The organism is Methylobacterium sp. AC433, from assembly GCF_979253015.1.
The window spans coordinates 53,944-80,463 of record NZ_CEEDBN010000010.1 but is presented as its reverse complement, the minus strand read 5'-3'; the positions used below and the strand labels follow the sequence as shown (position 1 = coordinate 80,463).

The window sequence follows — 26,520 nt, the reverse complement described above, 5'->3', positions numbered from 1 at the left end:
GTGACGGCAGGTCCTGTGACGGACTGGGCTGCCTGATGCTCGGTGCCGTCGTTCACCTGGTCCGGGGGGCGCATGTCGGCTTCGTGCTCGCCCGCGAGGGCGCGCTCGCGCTGGTGGATTCCGCCGACCTGCCGCCGCACCTGCGCTTCGTGCTGCGGATCGGGCGGATGCTGGAGCGTCCCGGCCTCGGTGCCGGCGCCGGTCCCCTCCAGCGCGCGCTGACGCGCCTCGGGCCGAGCTACGTCAAGTTCGGACAGTTCCTGGCGACCCGCCCCGACATCGTCGGCATGGCGGCGGCCCGCGACCTCGAGACCCTGCAGGACCGCGTTCCCCCGTTCCCGCAGGAGACCGCGATCCGCCTCGTCGAGGCGGCCCTGGGCAAGCCCGTGGCGCATCTCTTCGTCTCGTTCAGCCCGCCCATCGCGGCGGCCTCGATCGCGCAGGTCCACAAGGCCCATGTCCTCGACGCCGACGGCGCCGAGCGGGTGCTGGCGATCAAGATCATGCGCCCGGGCGTGCGCGAGCGCTTCCAGCGCGACCTTCAGGTCATGCGCTTCATGGCCGGCGTGGTGCACGCGCTGTCGCCCCAGGCCGAGCGCCTGCGCCCCCGCGAGGTGGTGGAGATCCTCGCTCGCTCCGTCATGATGGAGATGGACTTTCGGCTCGAGGCGGCCGCGATGTCCGAGCTGGCCCAGAACACGAAGGACGATGCCGATTTCCGCGTCCCCAAGCCCGACTGGGAGCTGACCGCCCGCGACGTGCTCGCCAGCGAGTGGATCGAGGGCATCCGCCTGAACGACCGCGCCGCCATCGTGGCGGCCGGGCACGACCCCAGGGCCATCGGCCGGGCGGTGATCCAGTCCTTCCTGCGCCACGCGATCCGGGACGGCTTCTTCCACGCCGACATGCATCCCGGAAACCTGTTCGTCGATCCGACCGGCACCCTGGTGGCGGTCGATTTCGGCATCATGGGCCGGCTCGGCCAGATGGAGCGGCGCTTCCTCGCCGAGATCCTGCTCGGCTTCATCCTGCGCGACTACAAGCGGGTGGCCCAGGTGCATTTCGAGGCCGGCTACGTCCCGGCCCACCACTCGGTCGAGGATTTCGCCCAGGCGATCCGGGCGATCGGCGAGCCGATCCACCAGCGCAAGGCCGACGAGATCTCGATGGCCAAGGTGCTCACCCTGCTGTTCGACATCACCGCTCTGTTCGACATGAGCACCCGCACCGAGCTGGTGATGCTGCAGAAGACCATGGTGGTGGTCGAGGGCGTCGCCCGCTCCCTCGATCCGCAGCTCGACATGTGGACCGGGGCCGAGCCCGTGGTGCGCTCCTGGATCGCCCGCAACCTCGGTCCCGTGGGGCGCGTCGAGAGCCTCGGCCGCGCCGCGCTCACCATCACCGACGTGGTCTCCGACATTCCCGACCTGGCCCAGCGCCTGCGCCGCATCCTGGTGCGCCTCGACGAGACGGGGGCCAGCGAGGCCAGCCGCCTCGACATCTTCGCCCGGTCCGAGCGCAAGCGCGCGATCTGGTCGACGGTGGCCCTGTGGGGCATCGCCATCGGTGCGCTGGTGATGGCGTTCCGGTAGCCTGCTTCGCAACGATCCGTCAGGCTCGCCTCCCGAGGGGTTCAACCATGACCCGCCCGCTCCAGAACCGCCGCGTCCTCCTCGTCATCGGGGGCGGCATCGCCGCCTACAAGGCGCTGGACCTGATCCGGCGCCTGCGCGAGCGCGGGGCGCAGGTGCGCCCACTCCTGACCAAGGGCGCCCAGGAATTCGTGACGCCCCTGGCCGCGGCGGCGCTCGCCGGCGAGCGCGCCCATACCGACCTGTTCGACCGGGCCGAGGAAGCCGATATCGGCCACATCAAGCTGGCGCGGGACGCGGACGCCATCGTGGTCGCGCCCGCCACCGCGAGCCTGATGGCGCGCATGGCCACCGGTGAGTCCTCCGACCTCGCCGCCACGGTGCTGCTGGCCACCACCCTGCCGATCCTGATCGCGCCGGCGATGAACGTGCGGATGTGGCAGCACCCGGCGACGCAGCGCAATCTCGCGACCCTGCGGGCCGACGGCGTCCGGGTCGTCGGCCCGAACGAAGGCGCCATGGCCGAGGCGGAGTTCGGACCCGGCCGCCTCGCCGAGCCGGCCGAGATCGCCGACGCGGTGGAGGCGATGCTGGCCGAGGCGCGGTCGGCCTCGGGCTTCGGCTTTCTGGCGGGACGCGGAGCCACCGCCGATTCGCCGGCCGGTCCGCTGGCCGGCCGGCATGTGCTCGTCACCTCCGGCCCGACGCACGAGCCGATCGATCCGGTGCGCTACCTCGCCAACCGCTCCTCCGGGCGCCAGGGCCACGCCATCGCCGCCGCGGCCGCCGCGGCCGGCGCGACCGTGACTCTGGTCTCCGGCCCGGTGGCGATTCCCGACCCGCCGGGCGTGCAGGTCGTGGCGGTCGAGACCGCCCGCGAGATGCTGGCGGCGGTGGAGGCCGCGCTGCCGGCCGACCTCGCGATCTTCGCCGCTGCCGTCGGCGACTGGCGCCCGGCCGAGACCCGGGAGTCCAAGATCAAAAAGGACGGCGCCGCGCCGGCGCCCCTCGCCCTCGTCGAGAATCCCGACATCCTCGCGACCATCGCGGGGCGTTCGGCCGGGCGGCCCCGCCTCGTCGTCGGCTTCGCGGCCGAGACGGACGCGGTCCTCGACAACGCCCGCGCCAAGATCGCCCGCAAGGGCTGCGACCTCATCGTCGCCAACGACGTCTCGCCGGCCGGCGGCGTCATGGGCGGCAGCGCCAACACCGTCCACCTCGTCGGCCGCGACGGCCACGTCGAGACCTGGCCGACCCTCGACAAGGACGAAGTCGGACGCCGGCTGATCCGACATTTCGCCGGCCTGCTGGGCGCCTGATCCACAGCCTCGGGAAAAGCGGGCGGAGCCGATCCGGTGCTGGCGCGTTAAGGCTTGACTAACGTCTCCCGCCGCATCATTTCGGCGTCGTTCGCACGTGCAGCACATTCGCTCGCCCGTGCGGCTCCACAGGAACTCCCGACCCTAATGCCCAGCGACAGTAGTCGATGGACCGCGCCGCCGATGGCCCTCCGCGAGACCCGCGCCTGATCGCTTGATCGGGCTCGCCCGCGACCGGCCGCCGATGGCCCGGTCGAACGAGGTGAGCCGATGACCTTCTCGAACGCCCTTCCACGCCTGCGCGTCGCCGTAGCGCCCGTGCGGACCCTGAGCTTCCGCCGCGCGGACGGCGCGGCGCCGGTGCGCGTCAAGACGCGTCGCCCCAAAGTCCGCAAGGCCGCCTCGGGCGATGCCAACGTGGCCCTGATCATGGCCGTGATGATGACCCTGGTCTTCGGCCCGGTGATCGGCGTCCACCTGATCGCCGCCTACGCCCCCACCGCGCCGGCCTCCGACGTGGCGGCCCGCAACACGGCGACGTCGCTGCCGCCGGGCTGAGGCTTCGCCAGGCTCCGTCACGCGGCCGAGACCGGTTTCGGGAATCACCCCCTTGCCGCCTCCAGCTCCGCCGAGAGGGCGGCCTCGGCCGCCAGGATCGTGCCGACCGCCGGTCGGGCGTTGATGCGGGCGAGGTAGGCCATGATCGCGGGCTCCTCCGGCACGAGCTTGAAGCTCGTGGTCCAGTTCAGCGCGGACCCCCAGAGCACGTCGGCCGCCGAGTGCCGCGCGCCGAGGAGGTAAGGACCGGGCGTGAGCGCATCCACCACCGTCTTCAGCACCGCATCGAAATCACCGTAGGGCGACATCGCCTTGGGGCCGGGTTCGCGCTGGAGCGCCCGGTCGACCACGGCCGGCTCGAAGCTCGATCCGTAGAACACCATCCAGCGCAGGTACGGCCCCCGCAGCGGGTCGCCGATCGGCGGGGCGAGGCCCCGCTCCGGAAACAGGTCGGCGAGGTACAGGTAGATCGCCGCCTGCTCGGTGATCAGCGCATCGCAGTGGCGCAGGGCTGGGACCTTGCCCAGGGGATTGACCCGCAGGTAGGCGGGATCCCGCCCCTGTCCCGACCGCAGGTCGCGGACGTCGAGCCTGTGCGGCGCGCCGAGCTCCTCGAGCAGGATGCGCACGCCGGTCGAGCGCGTCTGGGGCGAGTGGTAGAGGGTCAGGTCGGCGTCCAAGGTCGGCTCCTGCGAATCGATCGGTGCAGGCTTTCCATTCGGGTCCACCGCGTCAATCGCGCCGCGCCGCCACGGCCACCGCCAGGAGGCACAGGATCTCGAAGGCGAGGGTCGCCCCGGCGAGCGCCGTCACGCCGGAGGGATCGAGGGGCGGGGCGACCTCGACGACATCCGCGCCGACGAGGTCGAGGCCGCGCAGGGCGCGGACGATCTGCAACGCCTCCCGGGACGTGAATCCACCCATCTCGGGCGTCCCGGTGCCGGGCGCGTAGGCGGGATCGAGGGCGTCGATGTCGAAGCTGAGGTAGGCCGGGCCGGTCCCGGCTACGGCGCGGGCCTCGGCCAGGACATCCGGCAGGCCGCGCGCGACGACCGCTTCCATTGGCACGATGCGCACGCCCTGAGCCAGGGCCCAGTCGAGCTCGTCCGCCGAATCGGTGCTGCCGCGCAGGCCGATCTGCACCATCCGCCGCGGGTCGAGCACGCCGTCCTCGATGGCGCGGCGGAACGGGGTGCCGTGGGTCAGGCGGGTGCCGTCGTACTGCCCGTCATCCGTGTCGCTGTGGGCGTCGACGTGGATCAGGCCGACGGGACGGGGCCGCCCGAGGGCGCGCAGCACCGGGTAGGTGACGAAGTGGTCGCCGCCCACCGAGAGCGGCACGATGCCGGCCTCCGCCAGGGGCCGGTAGAAGGCCTCGATCGCCCGGGCGGTCGCCGCCACGTCGATGGGATTGACCGGCACGTCGCCGAGATCGGCGCAGGCCGCGAGGTCGTAGGGCGCGATGCCCGTGACGGCGTTGCGGGCGCGGGTGCCGGTGGAGGCCTCCCGCACCCCGCGCGGACCGAGGCGGGCGCCCGGCCGGTTGGTGGTAGCGCCGTCGAACGGAATACCTATGAGGCCGATATCGATTCGCCCCGGCGCCTCCGCGGGATCGACGAGGGGCAGGCGCATGAAGCTCGCAAGCCCCGAGAACCGGGGCGTCGCCATGCCCGAGAGCGGGCTGTGCCGTGCGATCCGTGCCTGATCCGCCGCGCTCAGCATGGGGTCTCCTCGTGACGGGGATGGTGATGGAGGCGAACCGGCTTTCCGCGCCGGACCGAAGACGGCACGATGACGTTCCGTTGACGGATCGGCAACGCGTGGCTATAGAGCCCCCATCGCCGACGGGCGCGCACACCGCGATCGTCGGCTTCGCCATTGCCCGAACAACCTGCACGCGATCAACCGACATCTCAGCCCGCGGGCTCGTCGCGATCGCCTCAAACGTGACGAGGATGCCCCATGGCCAACACCGTGTCGGCCAAGAAAATGACCCGCAAGATTGCGAAGCGCACCGCGGTCAACCGCTCGCGTCGCAGCCGTATGCGCACCTTCGTCCGCAAGGTCGAGGAGGCCATCGCCACCGGTGATCAGTCGAACGCGCTGACCGCCCTCCGCGCCGCCGAGCCCGAGATCATGCGGGCCGCCCAGCACGGTATCGTGCACAAGAACAACGCCTCCCGGAAGGTGTCGCGCCTCGCCGCGCGGGTGAAGGCGCTCGCCGCCTAAGCCATCCTTCCAGCAGTGACGCGAAGGAGCCCGGCAGCGATGCCGGGCTTTTTTCGTTTCGGCCTTCTCGATGCGGAGGCGCCCGATGCGGAGGCGAAGGCCGCCCGCTGGGCCCGGCCCGTGCCGCACGGTCTGGCGAAGCGCCGCTGCGATCGGACTCCCGAATCAGGACAGTTTCGGTGATAAGGCGTTAACGCTAACCGAAATCTGTTTTGTTGCGACCCGTTCGTGCCGAGTGTAGCTTAACGATGTCTGACGATGAACCAGCAAATCCCCCGCACCTCTGAGTCCAAGCCGAATCGTCCACAAGGTGGGATGGTCGCCTCGACTCTGGCCACGAACCCCAGGCCGGAATTGCTGCAATTTTTGCTGTCCCCATAAGTCCCGTTGTTAGGAGAACCGTAGCTTATTGTTGATAGGCTTGCTTCATCGACAAAAGCCACTCCAGAGCCTGTTGACTCTGGCCCGGCATTATGGGTCTCGCGAATACCTCGCGGGGCGCGACGTCAGTCAAGTGTGCGTACGTACCGGTGGCGGCCCTCCGCCCTCGGCACGAGGAGAGCGATGATGCATGTCGACGGAAGCGTGTCCGGCAATGCCGAGATGGGCATGAGCGGCGTGAGCGGTCCCGATATGGTGGCCGCCTGGGCCCGGGTGAAGCGCCGCCTGCGGGCGGAGCTGGGTGAGGATGTCTTCGCGAGCTGGTTCGCCAGGCTCGAACTGGTGGAGGTCGTCGACGGGACCGCCCGCCTCACGGTCCCGACCCGATTCCTCAAGAGCTGGATCGAATCCCACTACCTCGATCGCGTGCTGAACACCTTCCGCAGCGAGGTCGAGACCGTCTCGCGCCTCGACGTCTCGGTGCGCGGCCCGTCCGCCGCGGCCCGACCCGTCCCGAGCACCCCGAAGACGGCGAGCAGCGCGGCGAGCCCTCTGGCCCGCCTGCAATCCGTCAACGCCGCGATGCCGTCGCACGGCGACGCGATGAGCGCCTCCGAGGGCGAGTCGATCCAGGCCCCGCGCGGCGAGGCCGGCGGCGACCTCAACGGCGCGCCCCTCGACAACCGCCTGACCTTCGCGAGCTTCGTCGTCGGCCGCTCGAACGCCCTGGCCCACGCCGCCGCCGAGCGCGTCGCCCGTCACGACGGCCAGGGCGCGCTCTACAACCCGCTCTACTTCCATGCCGGCGTCGGCCTGGGCAAGACCCATCTCCTGCACGGCATCGGCCACGCGGCCCGCGAATCCGGCCGCCGGGTGATCTACCTCACCGCCGACCGCTTCATGTACGGCTTCGTGAACGCCCTGAAGACCCAGAACGCCCTCGCCTTCAAGGAGCGCCTGCGGGCGATCGACCTTCTCATCCTCGACGACGTGCAGTTCATCCAGGGCAAGTCGATCCAGGCCGAGTTCGGCCACACCATCAACGCGCTGATCGATGCCGGCCGCCAGGTCGTCGTCGCCTCGGATCGCCCGCCCACCGAGCTCGAAGCCCTGGAGGAGCGCGTGCGCTCGCGCCTGGCCGGCGGCCTCGTGGTCGAGATCGGCAGCCTCGACGAGCAGCTGCGCACCTCCATCCTGTCGGCGCGTCTCGCCGCCGTGCAGGTCTCGCACCCGAACTTCGAGGTCTCGCCGACGGTGGCGACCTACGTCGCCCGGGCGATCACGGCCAATGGCCGCGACCTCGAGGGCGCCGTGAACCGCCTCCTGGCCCACGCGACCCTCACGGGCACCGCCGTGACCATGGAGACCGCAGAGACCGCGATCCGCGACCTCGTGAAGAACCGCGAGCCCAAGCGCATCAAGATCGAGGACATCCAGAAGCTGGTGGCCTCGCGCTACAACGTCTCGCGCTCCGACATCCTCTCAGAGCGGCGCACCGCGGCCGTGGTCAAGCCGCGCCAGATCGCGATGTACCTGTCGAAGGTCCTCACCCTGCGCTCGCTGCCCGAGATCGGCCGCCGCTTCGGCGGGCGCGATCACACCACGGTGCTGCACGCCGTGCGCAAGATCGACAAGCTGATCGGCGAGGACAACGTGCTGAACGATGAGGTCGAGCTCCTGAAGCGCATGCTCCAGGATTGAGGCCCGCCGGGGCGTCGCGGCGACCCGCGACGCCCCGAATCATCTGCGGGATAGCCGGCCTCTCGCACTTGCGTTCGCCCGGAGGCTTCGCCAAGTTCAGCGGCCACGGTGCCAGGGCGCACGCGGGACCGGAGCGCGTCGATCGCGCGCCTCCCGGCGACGCCCGACGAGAGACCACGAGTTCAGACCATGAGAGTCACTGTCGAGCGTGCGGCCCTCCTTCGGTCGCTCGGCCACGTGCACCGCGTGGTGGAGCGGCGGAACACCATCCCGATCCTCTCCAACGTGCTCCTGCGCTGCCATGCGGACGGCCTCGAGCTGAAGGCGACCGACCTCGACATCGAGGTCACGGAAACCATCCCCGCCGACGTGGTGGATGCCGGCGCCACCACGGTGCCCGCGCACGTGATCTACGACATCGTCCGCAAGCTGCCCGACGGCGCCCAGGTCTCGCTGGAGACCAGCGGCGAGACCGGCCAGATGACGATCCGCTCCGGCCGCTCGCGCTTCTCCCTCGGCGCCCTGCCCGAGGGCGACTTCCCGGACCTCGCCGCCGGCGAGCTGCCGACCCGCTTCGTCATCGCGGCCTCGGACCTGAAGCGCCTGATCGAGAAGACGCAGTTCGCGATCTCGACCGAGGAGACGCGCTACTACCTCAACGGCATCTACCTCCACACCATCGAGGTGGAGGGCGCGCTGCGCATGCGCGGCGTCGCCACCGACGGTCACCGCCTCGCCCGGGTCGAGATCGAGGCGCCCGAGGGCAGCCGCGACATGCCGGGCATCATCGTGCCCCGCAAGGCGGTCGCCGAGATCATCAAGCTGGTCGAGGATGGCGGCGAGAGCGTCGAGATCGACCTGTCGCCGGCCAAGATCCGCTTCAAGTTCGCCAGCGGCGTGGTGCTGATCTCCAAGCTGATCGACGGTACCTTCCCCGATTACCAGCGCGTCATCCCCGCCGGGAACGACAAGTTCCTCACCGTCGAGCGCGAGGTCTTCGCCAAGGCCGTCGACCGCGTCTCGACGATCTCGTCGGAGCGCGGCCGCGCGGTGAAGCTCGCCGTGCAGGAGGGCCGCCTCGCCCTCTCGGTGAACAACCCGGATTCCGGCAGCGCCACCGAGGAGCTCGACGTCGATTACGACGCGCCCGCCCTCGATATCGGCTTCAACGCCCGCTACCTCCTCGACATCACCAGCCAGCTCGAGGGCGACACCGCCCTGTTCAAGCTCGCCGATCCCGGCTCGCCGACCCTGATCCAGGACCGCGAGGGCGCGGCGGCGCTCTACGTGCTGATGCCGATGCGGGTGTGACCGGCGCGCTGCCGCGTCGCGATGCGAGACAGGCCCGGGCCGATCGGCTAAGGGCAAACGGGTGCGCCTCACCCGTCTGATCTGCCGCGATTTCCGGAACCACGCCGACCTCGACCTCGCGGTCGACCGCCGCTTCGTCGCCCTGGTGGGCGAGAACGGGGCCGGAAAGACCAACCTTCTCGAAGCGATCTCGCTGTTCTCCCCCGGGCGCGGCCTGCGCCGGGCCGATCTCGCCGCGATGCCGCGCAGCGGCGGGCCGGGCGGCTTCGCCGTCTCGATGACCCTGGCCGGGGACGAGGCCGAGCACCGGATCGGGACCGGCTACGAGCCGCCGGGCTTCGACGGGCGCGCCGCCCGCCTGTGCCGCATCGACGGCGCCACCGCGCCCTCCCCCGTGGCCTTCTCGGAATTCTTGCGGGTGGTCTGGCTGACCCCGGACCTCGACGGCCTGTTCCGCGGGCCGGCCGGCGACCGGCGCCGCTTCCTCGACCGTCTGGTGCTCGCGGTCGACGCCACGCACGGCGCCCGCGTCAACGCGATGGAGCGGGCGCTGCGCTCGCGCAACCGGCTCCTCGACGAGCGGCCGAATGACGGGCAGTGGCTCGACGCCATCGAGCGCGAGGTCGCCGAACTCGGAGTCGCGGTCGCGCTGGCCCGGCGGGAGACCGCCGAGCGCCTGGACCGCCTCATCGCCGAGGGACGCGACGATGCCCAGCCCTTCCCCTGGGCCGGCCTGCGCCTGGAGGGCGACCTCGACGACCTCGTGGCGGTGTGGCCGGCGATCGAGGCCGAGGACCGCTTCCGCATGGCCCTGCGCCAGGGCCGCAGCCGCGACCGCGCCGCCGGGCGCACCCTGAGCGGCCCGCAGACCAGCGACCTCGTGGTCCGCCACGGCCCGAAGGACGTGCCCGCCGCCACTGCCTCCACCGGCGAGCAGAAGGCGCTCCTCATCGGCCTCGTCCTCGCCCATGCCCGGCTCGTCCAGGCCATGAGCGGCCTGGCGCCGGTGATCCTCCTCGACGAGGTCGCGGCCCATCTCGATCCGCGCCGGCGCGCCGGGCTCTTCGACGCCCTCGAAGCCCTGCAGGGTCAGGTCTGGATGACGGGCGCCGACCCGGCGCTGTTCGGCGAACTGGACGGGCGGGCGGATATGGTCAAGGTCGCGGACGGGCGGATCGTCCAGGACTGACTCGCGCCGGGACCATGCCCCTTTCCAGCCTCGCCCTCTTCGCGCTGATCTATGCCGGTGCCGTGGCCTCGCCCGGGCCCGGGATCGCCGCGCTCGTGGCCCGGGTGATGACCGCGGGCACCAGTGGCCTCGTCGGCTTCGTCCTGGGGATGATCGTCGGCGATCTCGTCTGGTTCACCATCGCCGCCTGCGGCTTCGCGCTCCTGGCGCAGGCCTTCGCCGCCGCCTTCGTCGCCCTCAAGGCGGGCGGCGTCCTCTACCTCGTCTACTTGGCCTGGAAGACCTGGAACGCGCCCGTGGACGCGGCGGTGCCGGCCGCCTCCGCGCGCCAGGACGCCCTGCGCGCCTTCCTGGGCGGGCTCGCGATGACCCTGGGAAACCCGAAGGTGATCCTGTTCTTCGTCGCACTCCTCCCGAGCGTCGTCGATCTTCCGCACCTCTCGCCGGCCGGCCTCGGGTCGATGGCCGCGACCCTGGTCGTTGTGCTCGGGACGGTGCTCGGCCTCTACGTCCTCGCGGCCGACCGCGCCCGCCGGGCCTTCACCTCGCGGCGGGCGCGCCGCCGGCTGAACCAGGGTTCCGCGACCGTCATGGCCGGTGCCGCGGCCGCGATCGCCCTGCGTTGAGGGTCAGGCGTGGACCGACGGGACATCGTCGGATGCCTCGTTCAGGTATCTGCCGTCATCCGACTCGATACCTGGTGCCGCTCCGAGTGCTTTCTTGGATCGGGCGAATCTGCATGGGGCGAGGGCGTGCGGCGGCCCGGGCTCCGGGCGTTCGATCTCGTGCGCCCGCGCCCGGTGCACCGCCTCGGACCTGCTGACCCCGGCCCGCGCCGCGACCTTTTCCGCGAGGTGATTGACCTCCTCGCTTCGGATGGCCAGAGGCATTATGCCGATCGCCGATAGGCCCGCCGCCCGTGTCGACGCCGCGAGCGTATTGCCGACACATCGGGGCCATAAGCCGCCCGCCCGTACACCGCCAGGCCAGGATGCCCATGACAAGCCGCCTCGACGAGGCTCGCGCCGCGTTGAAGACCACCTTCGGCTACGACGATTTCCGGCCCGGCCAGGACGAGGTGATCGGCGCCGTCCTCGACGGAACCGACGTCTTCGCGGTGATGCCCACCGGCTCCGGCAAGTCGATGACCTACCAGCTTCCGGCGCTGGTGGAATCCTCGCTGACCGTCGTGGTCTCGCCGCTGATCGCCCTGATGCACGACCAGGTGCAGCAGATGCTCGGCTTCGGCGTCGCCGCCGCGACCCTGAACTCCTCGGTGGCCGAGGCGACGTCCCGCGAGACTTGGCGGCAGATCCGCTCCGGCGACCTGCGCCTGCTCTTCGTCTCGCCCGAGCGCCTGATGATGGAGGGCCTGATGGACGCCCTGCGGGGCGCTGGCGTGCGCCGGCTCGCCGTCGACGAGGCGCATTGCGTCTCGCAATGGGGGCACGACTTCCGGCCCGAGTACCGGGACCTCGCGCGGGCGCGGGAAGCGCTGGGCAACGTCCAGACCGTGGCGCTCACCGCCACCGCCGACAAGGCGACCCGGGCCGACATCACCGAGCGGCTGTTTCCGGCCGGCCGCGAGCTGAAGGCCTTCGTTCATTCCTTCGACCGGCCGAACATCCGCCTGACCTTCGTGCCGAAGGACAACCCCACCCGCCAGATCGAGCGCTTCCTCCGGCCGCGCCGGTCCGAGAGCGGGATCATCTACTGCTCTTCGCGCAAGCGCACGGAGCAACTCGCCGAGGTCCTCTCGAAGGACGGCTTCAACGCCCTGCCCTACCATGCCGGCCTGGACCAGGGCACGCGCATGCGCAACCAGGACACCTTCCTGCAGGAGGACGGGGTGGTGATGACCGCCACCGTCGCCTTCGGCATGGGCATCAACAAGCCCGACGTGCGCTTCGTCTGCCACGCCGACATGCCCTCCAACGTCGAGGGCTACTACCAGGAGATCGGCCGCGCCGGCCGCGACGGCCTGCCCGCCGACACGCTCACCATCTACGGCCTCGACGACATGGCCCTGCGCCGCCGCCAGATCGACGAGAAGGAGGTGCCGGACGAGCGCCGCCGGGTGGAGCGGCGCAAGCTCGAGGCGATGATCGCGCTCTGCGAGGGCGCCACCTGCCGGCGCCAGTCGCTGCTCGGCTATTTCGGCGAGGCGAGCGAACCCTGCGGGCGCTGCGACCTCTGCCGCTCGGGCGTCTCGCTCATCGACGCCACGGTCCCGGCCCAGAAGCTGCTCTCGGCCATCGTACGCACCGGCCAGCGCTTCGGAGCGGCCTATGTCTGCGACGTGGTCCACGGCAAGGAATCCGACACGATCCGCCGCAACGGGCACACCGCGCTCAAGACCTTCGGGGTCGGCGCCGACAAGCCGATCGCCGCCTGGCGGGCCATGCTGCGGCAGCTCTTCGCGGCCGGGGCCGTCACCGAGAACGGCGACGGTTTCGGCGGCCTCTCGCTCACCGACAAGGGCGAGGCGATTCTGTTCGGCCGGGAGGCCATCCAGATGCGGCCCGACCCGGAGCCGAAGCTGGCCGAACCGCGCGACCGCAGGCGCGGGCCGGCCCGCGAGGAGGCGAGCCTCGACCTCGATCCGGCCACGGAGGCCCTGTTCCAGCACCTGCGCGGCCTGCGCGCCACCATCGCCCGGGCCGAGGGCATCGCCGCCTTCATGGTGTTCCCCGACCGGACCCTGATCGAGATGGCGCGCACCAAGCCCGTCGACCTCTATGCCCTGCGCACCGTGCACGGGGTCGGCGAGCGCAAGCGCGAGGCCTATGGCGAGCGCTTCGTCGCGGCGGTGGCCGACTTCCTCTCCCACGCACCGGCCGCCCGGTAGGGATCCGGCCCTCCCGGACCTCGCCGGCCTGATGCGCTTTCGCACTCGTCTTTCCGGATCGCCTTCGTGTAGGGACGGGCGCGGCAGGGATCGCAAGCCAAGAATCGAACGGGTCTCTCATCATCACGCCTTCAGCGACGCCCGCGACGGTCGCCCGTCAGGTCTTCTACATGCCGGGGTTCGACCCCCGCGAACCCGAGACCTATTGGGGCCTGTTCCGGCGCGAGGCCCGGCTGACGGCCGTCCGCCGCGGAATGACGATCACGGTCGGGGACCCGGAGCGGACGGCCGACGGACTCGCCGTCGACTGGCGGGTCGACCTCGACGGGCACACGACGCACTACACCCTGCTCCGCTGGGACGACATCGTCGGCGCCCGCTTCCCGCGCTCGAACGGGCGCCGGCTCCTCTCCGTGCCGGCCCTGTGGTGGCGCCTGATCCGGTCCGGCTACATCCGGCCCTTTCGCCGCGAGGCCCGGCGCTTCGCCCGGGTCATCGTCGGCGTTCACCTGATCTACCTGTTCCTGGTCGTCCTGAGCCTCGGCCTCGCCGCGGGCGCGGTCGCCCTGGTGCCCGGCCTGGGCTGGACCTGGAAGCTCCCCGCGATCCCGGTCCTGGCCTACGGGCTCCTCGCCCTGCTGATGCGGGCGACCCGCGGCAAGCCGTTCTACGTGGCCCACCTCGTCGACGACACCGCCTTCACCCACGATCACGCCGGCGGCGGCGACACCCGCATGCGCGCGCGGCTCGACGCCTTCGCGGCGATCATCCGGGGGGCGGAGGGCAAGGCCTCCGAGATCGTGGTCATCGGCCATTCCTCGTCGAGCTTCCTCGGCCTCGAGGCCCTGGACCGGGTTCTCACCGCCGATCCCGAATTCGGCCTGCGCGGCACGCCGGTCTCCTTCGTCAGCATCGGCAGCGTGATTCCCTGGATCACCCTCGACCCCCGCGCCGCCGAGACCCGCGGCGCCCTCGCCCGCGTGGCGGCGAGCGAGGCCATCCGCTGGCTCGACGTGCGGGCGAAGTGGGACTGGCTCTCGGTGCATCAGCGCAACCCGCTCAGCGCCTCGAAGCTGCCGGCGCCCTTCGCCCATCGCCCCGTCGAGATCCACGTCCGGATCGAGGACCTGATCGAGAAGCGCATCATCGCGCGGCGCAAGTGGAACCTGTTCCGGATGCACTTCCAGCTGCTGATGTCGAGCCGCGACCCGGAGGCGTTCGACTACATCGCCTTCGTGGCCGGCCCGGAGCCGGTCCACGACCTAATCCGGCGCTGGCGCGACGTGAAGGAGCAGCCCAAGGGCCGGTTCTTCGAGGAAGAGCCGGCGGATTAACCCTCCGGGAGCGGCCCCGATCCGCGATCGCGTGTTGCCAGGGCGCGGCGTTCCGCTTTAGAGCCGTCACGCACGGCCGGACCCGGACGGGGGCCGTGCCGAGAGGGTCGCATGTTCCGCAACGATGTTCCGATCACCCCCGAACTGGTCCGCCAGCACGGCCTGACGCCGGACGAGTACGCGCGCTTCCGTGGCTTGATCGGGCGCGACCCGACCCTGACCGAGCTCGGCATCGTCTCGGCGATGTGGAACGAGCACTGCTCCTACAAGTCCTCCCGCAAGCACCTGCGCGGCCTGCCGACCTCGGCGCCCTGGGTGATCCAGGGGCCGGGCGAGAACGCGGGAGTCATCGACATCGGCGACGGGCTCGCCTGCGTCTTCAAGATGGAGAGCCACAACCACCCGAGCTTCATCGAGCCCTACCAGGGCGCGACGACCGGCGTCGGCGGCATCCTGCGCGACGTGTTCACGATGGGCGCGCGCCCGATCGCGGCCCTCAACGCGCTCCGCTTCGGCTCGCCGGACCATCCGCGCACCCGCCACCTCGTCTCGGGCGTCGTCGCGGGCATCGGCGGCTACGGAAATTCCTTCGGCGTGCCGACGGTGGGCGGCGCCATGGGCTTCCACCCGCGCTACGACGGCAACATCCTCGTCAACGCCATGGCGGTGGGCCTCGCCCGCACCGACGGGATCTTCTATGCGGCCGCCACCGGCGTGGGTAATCCGATCGTCTATCTCGGCTCGAAGACCGGCCGCGACGGCATCCACGGCGCCACCATGGCGTCGGCGGAGTTCGACGACGCCTCCGAGTCGAAGCGCCCCACCGTGCAGGTCGGCGACCCCTTCGCCGAGAAGCTGCTGCTGGAGGCCTGCCTCGAGCTGATGGCGTCGGGCGCCGTGATCGCGATCCAGGACATGGGCGCGGCCGGCCTGACCTGCTCGGCCGTGGAGATGGGCGCCAAGGGCGACCTCGGCGTCGAGCTCCACATCGAGAAGGTGCCGGCCCGCGAGGCCGGCATGACCGCCTACGAGATGATGCTCTCCGAGAGCCAGGAGCGCATGCTCATGGTGCTCAAGCCCGGCATGGAGGCGGAGGCGGAAGCCATCTTCGTGAAGTGGGGCCTCGACTTCGCGATCATCGGCCACACCACCGACACGCTCCGCTTCGTCGTGAAGCATGACGGCGTCGTCATGGCCGACCTGCCGATCAAGGAGCTCGGCGACGAGGCGCCCCTCTACGACCGGCCCCACATCGCCAACACGCACCAGCCGGTGCTCGCCGCCGCCGACGTGCCCGAGACGGTGGGCAGCGCCGAGGCCCTGAAGCGCCTCGTCGGCTCGCCCGACCTGTCGTCGAAGCGCTGGGTCTACGAGCAGTACGATCATTTCATCGGCGGCAACACCGTGCAGAAGCCGGGCGGCGACGCCGCGATCGTGCGCGTCGAGGATGGCCCGAAGGGCCTCGCCATGACCGCCGACGTCACGCCGCGCTACTGCGAGGCCGACCCGGTCGAGGGCGGCAAGCAGGCCGTGGCGGAGGCCTGGCGCAACATCACGGCGGTCGGCGGACGCCCGCTCGCCATCACCGACAACCTGAATTTCGGCAACCCCGAGAAGCCCGAGGTGATGGGCCAGCTCGTCGGCTGCCTCAAGGGCATCGGCGAGGCCTGCAAGGCCCTCGACTTCCCCGTCGTCTCCGGCAACGTCTCGCTCTACAACGAGACCAACGGCGTCGGAATCCTGCCGACCCCGACCATCGGCGGCGTTGGCGTCCTCGACGACGTGACGCGCCACGCCACCCTCGACCTCAAGCGCGCCGGCGACGTCCTCGTGCTGATCGGCGAGACCGCCGGCTGGCTCGGCCAGTCGGTCTACCTCGCGGTCGTCGCCGGACGTGAAGAGGGCGCCCCGCCCCCGGTCGACCTCGCCGTCGAGCGCCGCAACGGCGACTTCGTGCGCGGACTCATCACCGCGGGGCTCGTCGACACCGTCCACGACCTGTCCGACGGCGGCCTCGCCGTGGCGCTCGCCGAGATGGCGATGGCCGGCGGCATCGGCGCCGTAATTCCCGAGGTGCCGCCGGGCGTGCCGACCCACGCCTACCTCTTCGGCGAGGACCAGGCCCGCTACCTCCTCGCCGTCGACCCGGAGACCGCGCCCGACCTCCTCTACAGCGCCTCCGCGCAGGGGGTGCCGGCCGCGGTGATCGGCGTGACGGGCAACGACCATTTGACCCTGCCGCACGGCGAGACCATATCGGTGGCCGAGTTGCGCGAGACCCACGAGGGCTGGCTGCCGGCCTACATGGCGAGCCAGCCGGCGGGCGTTCCCGCCTGAAGCCCCCTTTCCCGATCGTCAGGAGCCAACCCGATGCCGATGGATGCGCGCGAGATCGAGGCGATGATCCGCGAGGCGCTGCCCGACGCCCGGATCGAGATCAAGGACCTGGCCGGCGACGGCGACCACTACGCCGCCACGGTGCTGTCCTCGGCCTTCAAGGGCAAGACCCGGGTCGCGCAGCACCAGATGGTCTACGGCGCGCTCCAGGGGCGGATGGGGGGCGTGCTGCACGCCCTTGCGCTGACCACGGGCGTCCCGCAGGATTGAGGCCCCTCCGGAGGCGGACCGCATGGACCAGCCGAGCCTCTACGACGACGACATCGTGACCTGGGCCGAGCAGCAGGCCTCGACCCTGCACGAACTCGCGCGGCGGCCCGACCCGGCGAACATTCTCGACTGGGAGAACGTCGCCGTGGAGATCGAGAGCGCGGGGCGGTCGCAGATCAGCGCGGCGGAGCAGCCACTGCTCCAGACCCTCATCCATGTCCTGAAGACGGCCCGACTCCAGGCGGAAGCATCGCTTCGGACGTACGACGATCATCGTGTCGCGGGCCTGCCCGACAGGATGCCGTTCACCCCGGACGAACTCGTCGCCGAGACCTTCACGATGGATTGGGCGCTCGAACGCTTGGCCGCGACCTTGAACAGGCCGGCCGACCATCATTAGATCAGCGTCACACGTTAGAGGATCGAGACACCATGAGCGACGCGAACACCACCATCGAGAACGAGATCAAGTCCCAGGACGTGGTCGTGTTCATGAAGGGCACACCGCAATTCCCGATGTGCGGCTTCTCGGGCCAGGTCGTGCAGATCCTCAACTACCTCGAGGTGCCGTTCAAGGGCGTGAACGTCCTCGACGACATGGCGATCCGCGACGGCATCAAGGCCTTCTCCAACTGGCCGACGATCCCGCAGATCTACGTGAAAGGCGAATTCGTCGGCGGCTGCGACATCACCCGCGAGATGTTCCAGTCGGGCGAGCTGCAGCAGTTCCTGTCCGAGAAGGGCATCCCCGTGAAGGCGCCGACCGCCGCCTGAGGCGCATCACCCCTGCGGGACGGAACGAGGGCGCGAAAGCGCCCTTTTTCTTGTCCGCGGGGCAGGCGACCGAACATCCGCCCCGGTCGAGCCGTTGAGCCTCGGACAGTCCGGACCGGGGAGCGGCACGACATGCGCGACGTCATCATCGTCGGCGGCGGCCCCGCGGGGCTCAACGCGGCGCTCATCCTCGGCCGCTGCCGCCGCAACGTCCTGCTCTGCGATGCCGGGCATCCGCGCAACGCGGTCACGCCGCGAAGCTGGGGCGTCTTCACGCGGGACGGAACCCCGCCCCTGGAGCTGCGGGCGCAGGCCGAGGCCGATCTCGCCCGGTACCCGACCGTGGAGCGGCGTGAGGCCGAGATCACGCGAGCCGAGCGCCGGGACGACGGCTTCTCGGTCCTGCTCGCCGACGGAACCCGAGAGGCGACCCGCAAGCTGATCCTCGCCACGGGCCTGCACCAGGCCCTGCCCTCGGTGGAGGGCTTCGAGGATTATTGGGGTCACGGCGTCCATTCCTGTCCCTATTGCGACGGCTACGAGAATCGGGACCGGCCCCTCGTGGTCTATGCCCATGGCCGGGCCGCCAAGGGCATGGCTCTGGAGCTGACGGTCTGGAGCGACGACGTCACCCTCTGCACCGACGCCCATCCGACCGACTTCTCCGAGCACGACCGGAAGCGCCTCGGACGCCATGGCGTCCGCATCGTGGAGACGCCGATCCGGCGCCTGGAGGGCGATGGGCGGCAGCCGCAGCGCATCCGCTTCACGGACGGCAGCGCCCTGCCCTGCCACGCGGTCTTCCTGATGCCGATGCCCTGCGACCCCTCCGACCTCATCACACAGCTCGGCTGCGACCTGACCCACAAGGGCGTCGTGCCCACAGGCGAGTACGAGACCACCAACGTGCCCGGCCTGTTCGTCGCGGGCGACGCCTCCCGTCGGGTGCAGTTCGCGGTGGTCGCCGCCGCCGAGGGCGCCATGGCGGCCTTCGCGGCCAATACCGAGCTCCTGCGCGAGGACGTCGCCTGACCGGAGCCGCGCGAAGGGACCGTCGCCGTCTCGCCGATCGAGCCACCTGCCCCCGGAGTCCGAGATAAGATTCACCGTCAGCGTCCATTCGCATACGCCGCGCATCGCCGTTCCCTGCGGCTGCGAACTCGGCGAGGAGGCGACCTGGGACGCCCGGTCGGGCGCGCTCATCTGGGTGGACGTCGAGAAGCCGACGATCTGGCGCTACGACCCGGCGAGCGGGGCGACGCAGCACCATCCGCAGGACGAGAGGCTCGGCTTCGCGCTCCTCACCGAAGATCCGGACACGCTGCTCGCCGGATTCGAGGCCGGCATCGCCCTGCTGCACCTCGAGAGCGGCCGGAGACGCCCGCTGATCACGCCCGACGCTCCTCGCTCGGGCAACCGGCTCAACAGCGGCTATGTCTGACCGGACGGCGCCCTGTACTTCGGGGCCATGGACGACGCCGAGGCTGAGCCGACCGGCATCTTCCACCGCTGGCATGGCGAGCGCCTCGATGCCTTCGGCGGCCGGGTGGTGGTCTCGAACGGCCCGGTGGTGACGCCCGACGGCCGCCGCATCTACACCGCCGATACCACCGAGGGGCTGATCCGGGTTCATCGCGTCGATGACGATGGGATCGGGCCACCCCGGTCCTTCGCCGTCTTCGAATCGGGCTGGGGCAGGCCCGACGGCCTGACCGTCGACGCGGCGGGGCATCTCTGGGGCTGTCACTACGGCAGATCGCGCATCACTCGCTACGATCCGGACGGCGCGATCGAGCGCGTCCTGCCGGTCCCGACCGCGCTCGTCACCAAGTGCGCCTTCGGCGGGCCCGACCTCACGACCCTGTTCATCACCACCGGAACGCGTGGCCGCGACCCCACGATCGACCCGATGGCCGGCCACCTCTTCGCCGTCGAGACCGATGTCGCCGGGCTGCCGACGGGAATCTACCGCGACGCGCGAACACTGTAATGGGTGCGCTGCCACACGGCGTTAACCTTTGGCGGCGGGCATACGTAAATTAAGGGTAAATAATCGTCGGCTTTCGGAACTTATTGCCGTTGTCCACATTATCTGCCAATGACGGGTCTTGAGGCTCCCTTCCGGGGGCCATTCAGGACCTCGGGTCCGGTGACCGCCATGCCAGTGTTCGAAGCCAAGAACCTCGATGCCGATTTCGAAGGCTTTGCCTTCTTGACGGCGATTCTGCATCCGTCCGCGGAGGCGCAGACCCGGGCCCTGACCCATGGCCGCAACCGTGCGGCCCGCGGCTCGATGATCGCCGATCCGCTGACGATCGAGCCGCGGTTTCCCGTGCGCAGCGCCGAGACCGAGATCGAGGCACAGGCTTCCTAGGCTCGCGCCGCGTCTCTCCGGCCCACGGCATCGGCTTGCTTCGATCTCACCAAGCCTGCGGCGTGATCGTTCCCTGCTTCGTCACCACGACCCAGGTCTTGCCGCGCCGCTCGATGTTTTCGATTCGTCCGACGCCCGGAATGGTGTCGCCGAGGCCGACCTCGACCAGTCGCCGCTTGCGATCCTCCAGCACCGCCACGCCGTCGTAGACTTCGCGCACGGCCCAGCCCTCGGCCGGTGACGGCTTCGGCTTGTCCGGGATCGTGCCGGTCTCGGTGGGCTCCGCTGGCATGGCCTTGGCCGCCTGCGGCGCCGCGGCCGGAACCGGAGCGGCGGCGCGCTTCTCGATCTGCGTGGTGAGGGCCGCCAATCGTGCGGTCTGGTCCTTCTCGGCCTGTTCGAGGCGGTCGCCGGTGGCGGTGAGCTTCGTGGTGAGGCTCTGCTCGGCCCGGCCGAGCCGCTCGGCGAGGTTCGTGTGGCGGGCCTTGGCTTCCGTGCGGGCGGCCTCCGCATTGTCCTGGAGCTGGGCGATCCCCTTGGCCAGGCGCTCGACCTGGCGCTCGGATTCGGTGCGGCCGATCTCTATCTGGTGGCGGATCTGCGTCAGGGTCTCGCCGCTCTCGGTTCCCCTTGGGGCCGTCAGGCCCATCGCGCCCGCGCCCAGAAGCGACCCGAGACCGAGGCTCGCAGCAGCGATGGCGAGGAGGCGCGGCTCGACGCGGAACCTGCCCGCCCAGGCCGTGCCGGTCTCGGTCGGTGGCGCCGCGGCCTTCTCGGCCGAGGCGCGGGCGCCGAGGATCGCTTGCTTGAGCAGGGTGTCGGGCGAGGGTTCCGCCGACGCCGCGAGGACCTTATCCGTCATGACCAATGCTTCCTGATGGGGCAGGAAGCATTGGTTAAGGCTGTTTCTTTACGAAACCGTTACCCTGTTTTCAGGCCGCGAGCCCCCGCTGGCGCAGGAGCGGGTCGATGCTCGGCAGGCGGCCGCGGAAGGCGGTGTAGGCCTCGCCCGGATCGCGCAGGTTGCCGGCCCCGTACACGTACTTGCGCAGCCGGGCCGCCGTCTCGGGATGGAAGATGTCGCCGGCCTCGCGGAAGGCGTCGAACGCATCGGCGTCGAGGACTTCCGACCAGAGATAGCTGTAGTAGCCGGCGGCATAGCCGTCGCCCGAGAAGATGTGCGCGAAGTGCGGCGTCCGATGCCGCATCGAGATCTCCGCCGGCATGGCGATGCGCTTCAGGGCGTCCGCCTCGAAGGCGGTTACGTCGAGGCCGTCCTCGCCGCCGCTCGACAGGTGCAGCGTCATGTCGACGATGGCCGACGAGGTGTACTCGATGGTGGCGAAGCCCTGGTTGAAGGTCCGGGCCGCGAGCAGCCGCTTCAGCAGGTCCTCCGGCATCGGCTCGCCGGTGCGGTGGTGCCGGGCGTGCTTGCGCAGCACCTCGGGCTGTTCGAGCCAGTGCTCGTAGAGCTGCGACGGCAATTCGACGAAGTCGCCCGCGACCGCGGTGCCCGCCAGCAGCGGGTAGGTCACGTCGGACAGGAGGCCGTGCAGGGCATGGCCGAATTCGTGGAACAGGGTGCGGGCATCGTCGAAGGAGAGCAGCGTCGCCTCGCCCTCCGGAGCCTTGGCGAAGTTCATCACGTTGACGATGATCGGCTTGATGTCGCCGTTGAGCCGCTCCTGCGAGCGGAAGGCGCTCATCCAGGCGCCGCTGCGCTTCGTGGCGCGGGCGAAATAGTCGCCGAGGAACAGACCGACCTCCGAGCCGTCGGCGTTGCGCACGGCCCAGGCGCGCACGTCCGGATGGTAGCGCGGCACGTCGGGCAGTTCCGTGAAGCGCAGGCCGAACAGCCGCTCGGCCGTGTCGAAGGCCGCCGCGATGACGCCGTCGAGGGGCAGGTACGGCTTGATCTCGCTCTCGTCGAGGTCGTGCTCGGCCCGGCGCAGCTTCTCCGCGTAGTGGCGCCAGTCGTGCTTGGCGAGGTCGAAATTGTGGCCCTCGGCCTGGACCAGGGCCTGGAGCCGGTCGCGCTCGGCGGCGGCCTGGTGGTGGGCCGGCGTCCAGACGTTGCGCAGCAGGTCCATCGCCCGGTCGGGCGAACCGGCCATCGTGTCCGAGAGCTTGAAATGCGCGAAGCTGTCGTAGCCGAGGAGGCGCGCGCGCTCGGCCCGCAGGGAGACGATCTCGGCGATGATGCCGCGATTGTCCGTGGCGCCGCCGCCCTCGCCGCGGCGGGTCCAGGCCTCGTAGGCCTTCTCGCGCAGGTCGCGGCGGGTGGAGAAGACCAGGAACGGCTCGATCAGCGACCGCGACAGGGTGATGACGTGGCCGTGCGCGCTGCCGCGCTCGCGGGCGGCCGAGGCGGCGGCGGCGCGCAGGAAGGGCGGCAGCCCGGCAAGGTCGTCCTCGCTCTCCAGGGGCAGCGCGAAGGCGCTCTCGTCCGCCAGGAGGTTCTGGCTGAAGGTGGTGCCGAGCTCGGCCATGCGCGCGGCGATCTCGGCCATCCGGGCCTTGGCGTCCGGCGCGAGGTCGGCGCCCGAGCGGCGGAAGCGGGTCCGGTAGCGGTCGAGCACCCGCCGCTCCTCCGGTCCGAGCCGCTCGGCCTCGGCATCGACGGCGGAGATGCGCGCCCAGAGGGCCGCATTCAGGTAGATCGCGCTGCCGTGGCGGGCGAGGCGGGGCGTGATGGCGCGCTCGACGGCCTGGAGCTCGGGATTGGTGTGGCTGCCGCTCAGGTTGAAGAACACCGAGGCGACGCGGTCGAGGTCGTGCCCGGCCCGCTCCAGGGCCGCGACCGTGTCGTCGAAGCGCGCCGGGCTCGTCTCCGCCGCGATGGCGTCGATCTCGGCCCGGTGGCTGGCGAGCGCGGCCTCGAAGGCCGGGAGGTAATGGGCCGGCGCGATCTGCTCGAAGGGCGGCAGCCCGTGGGGCGTCGACCAGGTCCGCTCCGCGAAGGGCCCGATCTGCGCCGGGGCGGTGGCGGTCTCCTGGGCGGTCTCCTGGGAAGCGTCGGGCGTGCCAATGGTCATTCGCGGTTCCTTCGAGCGGTTCGTCGCGCGTCGCGCCGCAAGGTAAGCACGTGGGCGCGAAGCGCAAAGCCGTGCGCGCGGTCGGCGGCGTCGCGGGGCGTCATCCGTCACGCTTCCGCCCGTTCGAACCCTGCGGTCGTCTCGGCCGTTACAGGCCGTCCGCCGAGACGGACCAGTTTCGACGGACCAGATCGGGAACGAGATGCCCCTGCGCCACCGCCTCGCCACGCGCCTCGCCGCGGCCGCGATCCTCGCCCTGTCCGGCGGAGGCGCCCTGACCGGCGCCGCGATGGCCGAGCAGAGGGGCGTGCCCTCCGACGCCACCGCGATCCCGATGCCGCCGCCGGAGCCGCCCCAGCGCCCGCCCGAACTCGCGACGCCGGCGCCGGTACCGGCCGAGGCCCCGCGCCCGCCCGAGCGCCCGCCCGAACTCTCCGCGCCCGCAATCTCGGCGCCCGCAATCTCGGCGCCCGCCGTTTCGCCGCCCGCGGATTCCGCCAAGGCCCGCGAGCCCGAGCCGGTCAAGCCGTCGGAAGGCGCCGAGGTGCCGGCCCCGCCGCCGCGGCCGGCCGAGCTCTCGGCCCCCGCGCTCGCGCTCACCGTCGCGCCCGCCGACGACAGCGGCTGCCGCCGCCGCCTGGAGCGCCTCGGCGCCCGGTTCGAACCCCTGCCGGCCATCACGAACGGCCAGTGCGGGGCCGCCAAGCCCCTCAAGGTCACGGCGCTCGCCGACGACCTCGCCCTGACGCCGTCCGTGACCCTGGTCTGCGCGGCGGCCGAATCCCTCGCCCGCTGGGCGACGGAGGCGCAGGTCGCCGCCGAACGCGACCTCGGCCAGCCGCTGAAGGGGTTGACGATCGGCACCTCCTACGAGTGCCGGGGCCAGAACCACGATCCCGACGCCAAGCTGAGCGAGCACAGCTTCGCCAACGGGGTCGACGTGATGGGCTTCACCTTCGCCAATCGCCCGGCGATCTCCGTCCTGGCCGCGCCCGAGGGGACGCCCGAGGCGACCTTCCTCGCCGCGGCGCGGGGCCGGGCCTGCGATTTCTTCCGCACGGTCCTCGGCCCGGGCTCGGATGCGGCGCATGCCAACCATCTCCACCTCGACGAGCGGCAGCGCAATGCCGGCCACCGCCTGTGTCAGTGAGGGGCGGAACGCTGAACGCCCCAGCGCGCTTACTTCTGCGCCATCAGGCGGATAGCGCGGGAGTTCTTCGGTGATCAGGTATCCTTCGACACGGATCGGCGGGCGGGCCATCGGCGGCCTCGCGGTCCTGACCCTGGTCACGCTGGCGGGCGGAGCGCGCGCCGAGACGAAGGGCAAGGCCGAGGCGCCGGCCCTGACGCGCGAGGCGGTGGAATCCGCCGCGCTGGCGCCGGCCGAGGACGCGACGAAGCCCGATGCCAAGGATGGCGAGGCGAAGAAGAGCGACGCGAAGAAGGCGGACAAGGGCGAGGCGGCCAGGCGCAGCGGCGCGAAGCGGCCCGAGCCCGCCCTGATCAAGGCCCAGGTCCTCCTCGACCGGGCGCACTTCTCGCCCGGCGCCATCGACGGGCGCGACGGCGACAACCTCCGCGGCGCCCTGGCGGCCTTCGCCACCGCCAACGGCCTCAAGCCCGAGACGGAGATCAAGCCGGACCTCGCCGACAAGCTGCAGGCCACCAGCCGCGATCCGGTGCTGACCGCGTACGCCATCACGGAGGCCGACGCGGCCGGGCCGTTCGTCGACGAGATGCCGCCGAAGATGGAGGATCAGGCCGACCTCGACGCCCTGGGCTACACCAGTCCGCGCGAGATGCTGGCCGAGCGCTTCCACATGTCCCCCGATCTCCTCGGCGCGCTCAATCCGGACGCTGATTTCGGCAAGGCCGGCACGACGATCCTGGTCGCCGCTGTGAAGCCGCTGGAGACCGGCAAGCCGACGGCGGAGGAGAAGGCCGCCAAGAAGCAGGCCCAGGAGGCGAGCAAGAAGGAGGCGAGCAAGAAGGAACCGAGCAAGAAGGAACCGAGCAAGAAGGAACCGAGCAAGGACGCCAGGCGCGACGAGGGCAAGGCCGCGGAGGCGAAGGATGCCGGCGCCCAGGCGCCCGACCTCAAGGATCGCGACACCAAGGACGTGACCCGCATCGAGGTCGACAAGGAGAGCCGCAACGTGCGGGCCTTCGACAAGGACGGGAAGCTGGTGGCGTTCTACCCCGCCTCGATCGGCAGCGATGAGAAGCCGGCGCCGTCCGGCGAGGCGAAGGTCGAGGGCGTCGCCTACGCGCCGACCTACACCTACAACCCGAAATACCAGTTCGCCGGGGTCAAGGCGAAGACCAAGTTCACGATCCCGCCGGGGCCGAACAACCCGGTCGGCGTGGTCTGGATCGACCTGTCGATCCCGTCCTACGGCATCCACGGCACGCCGGAGCCGGAGAAGGTCGGCAAGACCGAATCCCACGGCTGCATCCGGTTGACGAACTGGGACGCGCGCGATCTCGCCAACCGCGTCAGCCGCGGCACGCAGGTGGTGTTCAAGGACGAGTAGACCGCCACCGGCCGACGCCCGCCAGGAGCGCGGCGTCGGCGAGGAAGGCCAGGGCGGCCGTGGCGGCGGTGCCCTGGAGCATCGCCACGGTGTTCTGGTTCTGTAGGCCGGCCACGATGGGCGTGCCCAGGGTCGAGGCGCCAGCCAGGGCGCCGACGGCGGCCGTGGCGATGGCCAGCACCAGCGCGGTCCGCAGGGTCTCGACGATGTCGGGCGCGGCGAGGGGCAACTCGATCCGCCACAGGATCTGGAGCCGGTTCAGGCCGATCGCCCGCCCGGCCTCGCGGGCTTCGGGAGGCACGCCGGCGATTCCGCCCGCCGTCCCGCGCAGCACCGGCATGATGCCGTAGGCGACGAGGGCGAGCAGCGTCGGTGGCCCGCCGAAGCCGAGCACCGGCAGGGCCAGGGCCACGACGACGACCGGCGGGACCGCCTGCGCCGCCGCCGCGAGGCCGTCGATGGCGGGGCGCCACGGCTCGGCGAAGCGCCGGGTCACCAGGATTCCGAGGCCGATGCCCAGGACGGCCACGAGGGCGAGGCCGGTCCCGGCCAGGACGAGGTGCGCGCGCGCCAGCTCGAGCAGGCGTCCCACCGCCAGCGGGCGGCGGGCGGGCTCGCCCAGCGCCTCGGTGATCCAGCCGGCGATGGCGGGATGGCTGGCGGCCGCCAGGGCCAGACCCGTCAGGGCGAAACCGAGGGCGGGCGACATCCGGAGACGCTTCCTGTCCCGGGTT

The 26,520-nt window shown here is 71.1% G+C and carries 24 protein-coding genes and 1 pseudogene; 19 read left to right on the top strand and 6 right to left on the bottom strand.

Translation table 11 applies throughout. The features are described 5' to 3' along the window. Nucleotides 1-35: 35 nt before the first annotated feature. From ubiB to AC0IWM_RS15130, 3 genes are all read left to right on the top strand, one after another. Complete coding sequence (gene ubiB / locus AC0IWM_RS15140; RefSeq protein WP_471756301.1) at nt 36-1,592, top strand: 2-polyprenylphenol 6-hydroxylase; 1,557 nt, start codon at nt 36-38, stop codon at nt 1,590-1,592. A gap of 47 nt (nt 1,593-1,639) precedes the next feature. Continuing rightward, nucleotides 1,640-2,911, top strand: coding sequence for a bifunctional phosphopantothenoylcysteine decarboxylase/phosphopantothenate--cysteine ligase CoaBC (gene coaBC / locus AC0IWM_RS15135; RefSeq protein WP_471756299.1), 1,272 nt, complete (start codon nt 1,640-1,642; stop codon nt 2,909-2,911). 270 nt (nt 2,912-3,181) lie between these two features. Further along, the gene (locus tag AC0IWM_RS15130; RefSeq protein ID WP_471756297.1) at nt 3,182-3,469 is read left to right on the top strand and encodes a hypothetical protein; all 288 of its coding nucleotides are present in this window, start codon (nt 3,182-3,184) and stop codon (nt 3,467-3,469) included. A gap of 44 nt (nt 3,470-3,513) precedes the next feature. Here AC0IWM_RS15130 and AC0IWM_RS15125 read toward each other — a convergent pair whose 3' ends face one another. Beyond that, a complete protein-coding gene (locus tag AC0IWM_RS15125; RefSeq protein WP_471756295.1) occupies nt 3,514-4,149 on the bottom strand; it encodes a glutathione S-transferase family protein in 636 nt (211 codons plus the stop codon). A gap of 52 nt (nt 4,150-4,201) precedes the next feature. Beyond that, nucleotides 4,202-5,191 carry an agmatinase gene (gene speB, locus AC0IWM_RS15120; protein WP_471756293.1) on the bottom strand — a complete coding sequence of 330 codons (990 nt, stop codon included), beginning with the start codon at nt 5,189-5,191 and terminating at the stop codon, nt 4,202-4,204. A 240-nt stretch (nt 5,192-5,431) separates the two neighbouring features. Between speB and rpsT the strand changes: the two genes are divergently transcribed. The 5 genes from rpsT (at nt 5,432) to AC0IWM_RS15095 (ending at nt 10,906) form a co-directional block, all read left to right on the top strand. Then, on the top strand, nt 5,432-5,698 hold the full coding sequence (rpsT, locus tag AC0IWM_RS15115; RefSeq protein ID WP_056190238.1) for a 30S ribosomal protein S20: 267 nt from the start codon (nt 5,432-5,434) through the stop codon (nt 5,696-5,698). Between the two features lie 567 nt (nt 5,699-6,265). Further along, nucleotides 6,266-7,780, top strand: coding sequence for a chromosomal replication initiator protein DnaA (dnaA, locus tag AC0IWM_RS15110; protein WP_471756440.1), 1,515 nt, complete (start codon nt 6,266-6,268; stop codon nt 7,778-7,780). Between the two features lie 189 nt (nt 7,781-7,969). Then, nucleotides 7,970-9,091 carry a DNA polymerase III subunit beta gene (dnaN, locus tag AC0IWM_RS15105; RefSeq protein ID WP_471756291.1) on the top strand — a complete coding sequence of 374 codons (1,122 nt, stop codon included), beginning with the start codon at nt 7,970-7,972 and terminating at the stop codon, nt 9,089-9,091. 61 nt (nt 9,092-9,152) lie between these two features. Next, a complete protein-coding gene (recF, locus tag AC0IWM_RS15100) occupies nt 9,153-10,280 on the top strand; it encodes a DNA replication/repair protein RecF (protein ID WP_471756289.1) in 1,128 nt (375 codons plus the stop codon). Between the two features lie 14 nt (nt 10,281-10,294). Then, nucleotides 10,295-10,906: a LysE family translocator gene (locus tag AC0IWM_RS15095; RefSeq protein WP_471756287.1), complete on the top strand. Its 612-nt coding sequence runs from the start codon at nt 10,295-10,297 to the stop codon at nt 10,904-10,906. 3 nt (nt 10,907-10,909) lie between these two features. Here the strand turns inward: AC0IWM_RS15095 and AC0IWM_RS15090 are convergent, their stop codons facing one another. After that, entirely contained in the window at nt 10,910-11,170 is a 261-nt protein-coding gene (locus tag AC0IWM_RS15090) for a type II toxin-antitoxin system VapB family antitoxin (protein WP_471756285.1), read from the bottom strand. A 107-nt stretch (nt 11,171-11,277) separates the two neighbouring features. On the opposite strand from AC0IWM_RS15090, the gene recQ reads away from it, so the two are divergent. From recQ to AC0IWM_RS15045, 9 genes and pseudogenes are all read left to right on the top strand, one after another. Further along, entirely contained in the window at nt 11,278-13,128 is a 1,851-nt protein-coding gene (recQ, locus tag AC0IWM_RS15085) for a DNA helicase RecQ (RefSeq protein ID WP_471756283.1), read from the top strand. 170 nt (nt 13,129-13,298) lie between these two features. Next, nucleotides 13,299-14,462, top strand: a complete 1,164-nt coding sequence (locus AC0IWM_RS15080) for a hydrolase (RefSeq protein ID WP_471756281.1) — start codon at nt 13,299-13,301, stop codon at nt 14,460-14,462. Between the two features lie 111 nt (nt 14,463-14,573). Further along, entirely contained in the window at nt 14,574-16,799 is a 2,226-nt protein-coding gene (gene purL / locus AC0IWM_RS15075) for a phosphoribosylformylglycinamidine synthase subunit PurL (RefSeq protein ID WP_471756279.1), read from the top strand. A gap of 33 nt (nt 16,800-16,832) precedes the next feature. After that, entirely contained in the window at nt 16,833-17,069 is a 237-nt protein-coding gene (locus AC0IWM_RS15070; protein ID WP_055951915.1) for a BolA family protein, read from the top strand. Between the two features lie 22 nt (nt 17,070-17,091). Beyond that, nucleotides 17,092-17,469 (top strand): DUF29 family protein, encoded by a 378-nt coding sequence (locus AC0IWM_RS15065; protein ID WP_471756277.1) that lies wholly within the window; start codon nt 17,092-17,094, stop codon nt 17,467-17,469. 32 nt (nt 17,470-17,501) lie between these two features. Next, nucleotides 17,502-17,843: a Grx4 family monothiol glutaredoxin gene (gene grxD, locus AC0IWM_RS15060; protein WP_056473356.1), complete on the top strand. Its 342-nt coding sequence runs from the start codon at nt 17,502-17,504 to the stop codon at nt 17,841-17,843. Between the two features lie 132 nt (nt 17,844-17,975). Beyond that, entirely contained in the window at nt 17,976-18,875 is a 900-nt protein-coding gene (locus tag AC0IWM_RS15055) for an NAD(P)/FAD-dependent oxidoreductase (protein WP_471756275.1), read from the top strand. Next, nucleotides 18,844-19,833 (top strand): annotated as a pseudogene (locus AC0IWM_RS15050) (SMP-30/gluconolactonase/LRE family protein). Before AC0IWM_RS15055 ends, AC0IWM_RS15050 begins: the two are co-directional and overlap by 32 nt. 168 nt (nt 19,834-20,001) lie before the next feature. Next, complete coding sequence (locus AC0IWM_RS15045; protein ID WP_056474321.1) at nt 20,002-20,217, top strand: hypothetical protein; 216 nt, start codon at nt 20,002-20,004, stop codon at nt 20,215-20,217. Nucleotides 20,218-20,263: 46 nt separating this feature from the next. Here AC0IWM_RS15045 and AC0IWM_RS15040 read toward each other — a convergent pair whose 3' ends face one another. Next, nucleotides 20,264-21,079 carry a hypothetical protein gene (locus AC0IWM_RS15040; RefSeq protein ID WP_471756273.1) on the bottom strand — a complete coding sequence of 272 codons (816 nt, stop codon included), beginning with the start codon at nt 21,077-21,079 and terminating at the stop codon, nt 20,264-20,266. 70 nt (nt 21,080-21,149) lie between these two features. Beyond that, a complete protein-coding gene (locus AC0IWM_RS15035) occupies nt 21,150-23,252 on the bottom strand; it encodes a M3 family metallopeptidase (protein ID WP_471756271.1) in 2,103 nt (700 codons plus the stop codon). A gap of 202 nt (nt 23,253-23,454) precedes the next feature. Between AC0IWM_RS15035 and AC0IWM_RS15030 the strand changes: the two genes are divergently transcribed. Together AC0IWM_RS15030 and AC0IWM_RS15025 are read left to right on the top strand one after the other, a co-directional pair. Beyond that, entirely contained in the window at nt 23,455-24,402 is a 948-nt protein-coding gene (locus AC0IWM_RS15030) for an extensin-like domain-containing protein (protein ID WP_471756269.1), read from the top strand. A gap of 70 nt (nt 24,403-24,472) precedes the next feature. Continuing rightward, nucleotides 24,473-25,786 carry a L,D-transpeptidase gene (locus AC0IWM_RS15025; protein WP_471756267.1) on the top strand — a complete coding sequence of 438 codons (1,314 nt, stop codon included), beginning with the start codon at nt 24,473-24,475 and terminating at the stop codon, nt 25,784-25,786. Here the strand turns inward: AC0IWM_RS15025 and AC0IWM_RS15020 are convergent. Then, nucleotides 25,773-26,495 carry an ABC transporter permease gene (locus tag AC0IWM_RS15020; protein WP_471756265.1) on the bottom strand — a complete coding sequence of 241 codons (723 nt, stop codon included), beginning with the start codon at nt 26,493-26,495 and terminating at the stop codon, nt 25,773-25,775. The genes AC0IWM_RS15025 and AC0IWM_RS15020 overlap by 14 nt on opposite strands. Nucleotides 26,496-26,520 lie beyond the last annotated feature (25 nt).

Excerpts from the sequence above, each read along its gene's own strand:
- AC0IWM_RS15065 (WP_471756277.1), top strand. The coding sequence starts at position 17,092 with ATGGACCAGCCGAGCCTCTACGACGACGACATCGTGACCTGGGCCGAG.
- AC0IWM_RS15095 (WP_471756287.1), top strand. The coding sequence starts at position 10,295 with ATGCCCCTTTCCAGCCTCGCCCTCTTCGCGCTGATCTATGCCGGTGCC.
- grxD (WP_056473356.1), top strand. The coding sequence starts at position 17,502 with ATGAGCGACGCGAACACCACCATCGAGAACGAGATCAAGTCCCAGGAC.
- AC0IWM_RS15030 (WP_471756269.1), top strand. The coding sequence starts at position 23,455 with ATGCCCCTGCGCCACCGCCTCGCCACGCGCCTCGCCGCGGCCGCGATC.
- speB (WP_471756293.1), bottom strand. The coding sequence starts at position 5,191 with ATGCTGAGCGCGGCGGATCAGGCACGGATCGCACGGCACAGCCCGCTC.
- AC0IWM_RS15090 (WP_471756285.1), bottom strand. The coding sequence starts at position 11,170 with ATGCCTCTGGCCATCCGAAGCGAGGAGGTCAATCACCTCGCGGAAAAG.
- AC0IWM_RS15035 (WP_471756271.1), bottom strand. The coding sequence starts at position 23,252 with ATGACCATTGGCACGCCCGACGCTTCCCAGGAGACCGCCCAGGAGACC.
- rpsT (WP_056190238.1), top strand. The coding sequence starts at position 5,432 with ATGGCCAACACCGTGTCGGCCAAGAAAATGACCCGCAAGATTGCGAAG.
- AC0IWM_RS15130 (WP_471756297.1), top strand. The coding sequence starts at position 3,182 with ATGACCTTCTCGAACGCCCTTCCACGCCTGCGCGTCGCCGTAGCGCCC.
- coaBC (WP_471756299.1), top strand. The coding sequence starts at position 1,640 with ATGACCCGCCCGCTCCAGAACCGCCGCGTCCTCCTCGTCATCGGGGGC.
- ubiB (WP_471756301.1), top strand. The coding sequence starts at position 36 with ATGCTCGGTGCCGTCGTTCACCTGGTCCGGGGGGCGCATGTCGGCTTC.
- AC0IWM_RS15045 (WP_056474321.1), top strand. The coding sequence starts at position 20,002 with ATGCCAGTGTTCGAAGCCAAGAACCTCGATGCCGATTTCGAAGGCTTT.
- AC0IWM_RS15020 (WP_471756265.1), bottom strand. The coding sequence starts at position 26,495 with ATGTCGCCCGCCCTCGGTTTCGCCCTGACGGGTCTGGCCCTGGCGGCC.
- dnaN (WP_471756291.1), top strand. The coding sequence starts at position 7,970 with ATGAGAGTCACTGTCGAGCGTGCGGCCCTCCTTCGGTCGCTCGGCCAC.
- purL (WP_471756279.1), top strand. The coding sequence starts at position 14,574 with ATGTTCCGCAACGATGTTCCGATCACCCCCGAACTGGTCCGCCAGCAC.
- recQ (WP_471756283.1), top strand. The coding sequence starts at position 11,278 with ATGACAAGCCGCCTCGACGAGGCTCGCGCCGCGTTGAAGACCACCTTC.
- AC0IWM_RS15080 (WP_471756281.1), top strand. The coding sequence starts at position 13,299 with ATGCCGGGGTTCGACCCCCGCGAACCCGAGACCTATTGGGGCCTGTTC.
- dnaA (WP_471756440.1), top strand. The coding sequence starts at position 6,266 with ATGCATGTCGACGGAAGCGTGTCCGGCAATGCCGAGATGGGCATGAGC.
- AC0IWM_RS15055 (WP_471756275.1), top strand. The coding sequence starts at position 17,976 with ATGCGCGACGTCATCATCGTCGGCGGCGGCCCCGCGGGGCTCAACGCG.
- AC0IWM_RS15040 (WP_471756273.1), bottom strand. The coding sequence starts at position 21,079 with ATGACGGATAAGGTCCTCGCGGCGTCGGCGGAACCCTCGCCCGACACC.
- AC0IWM_RS15070 (WP_055951915.1), top strand. The coding sequence starts at position 16,833 with ATGCCGATGGATGCGCGCGAGATCGAGGCGATGATCCGCGAGGCGCTG.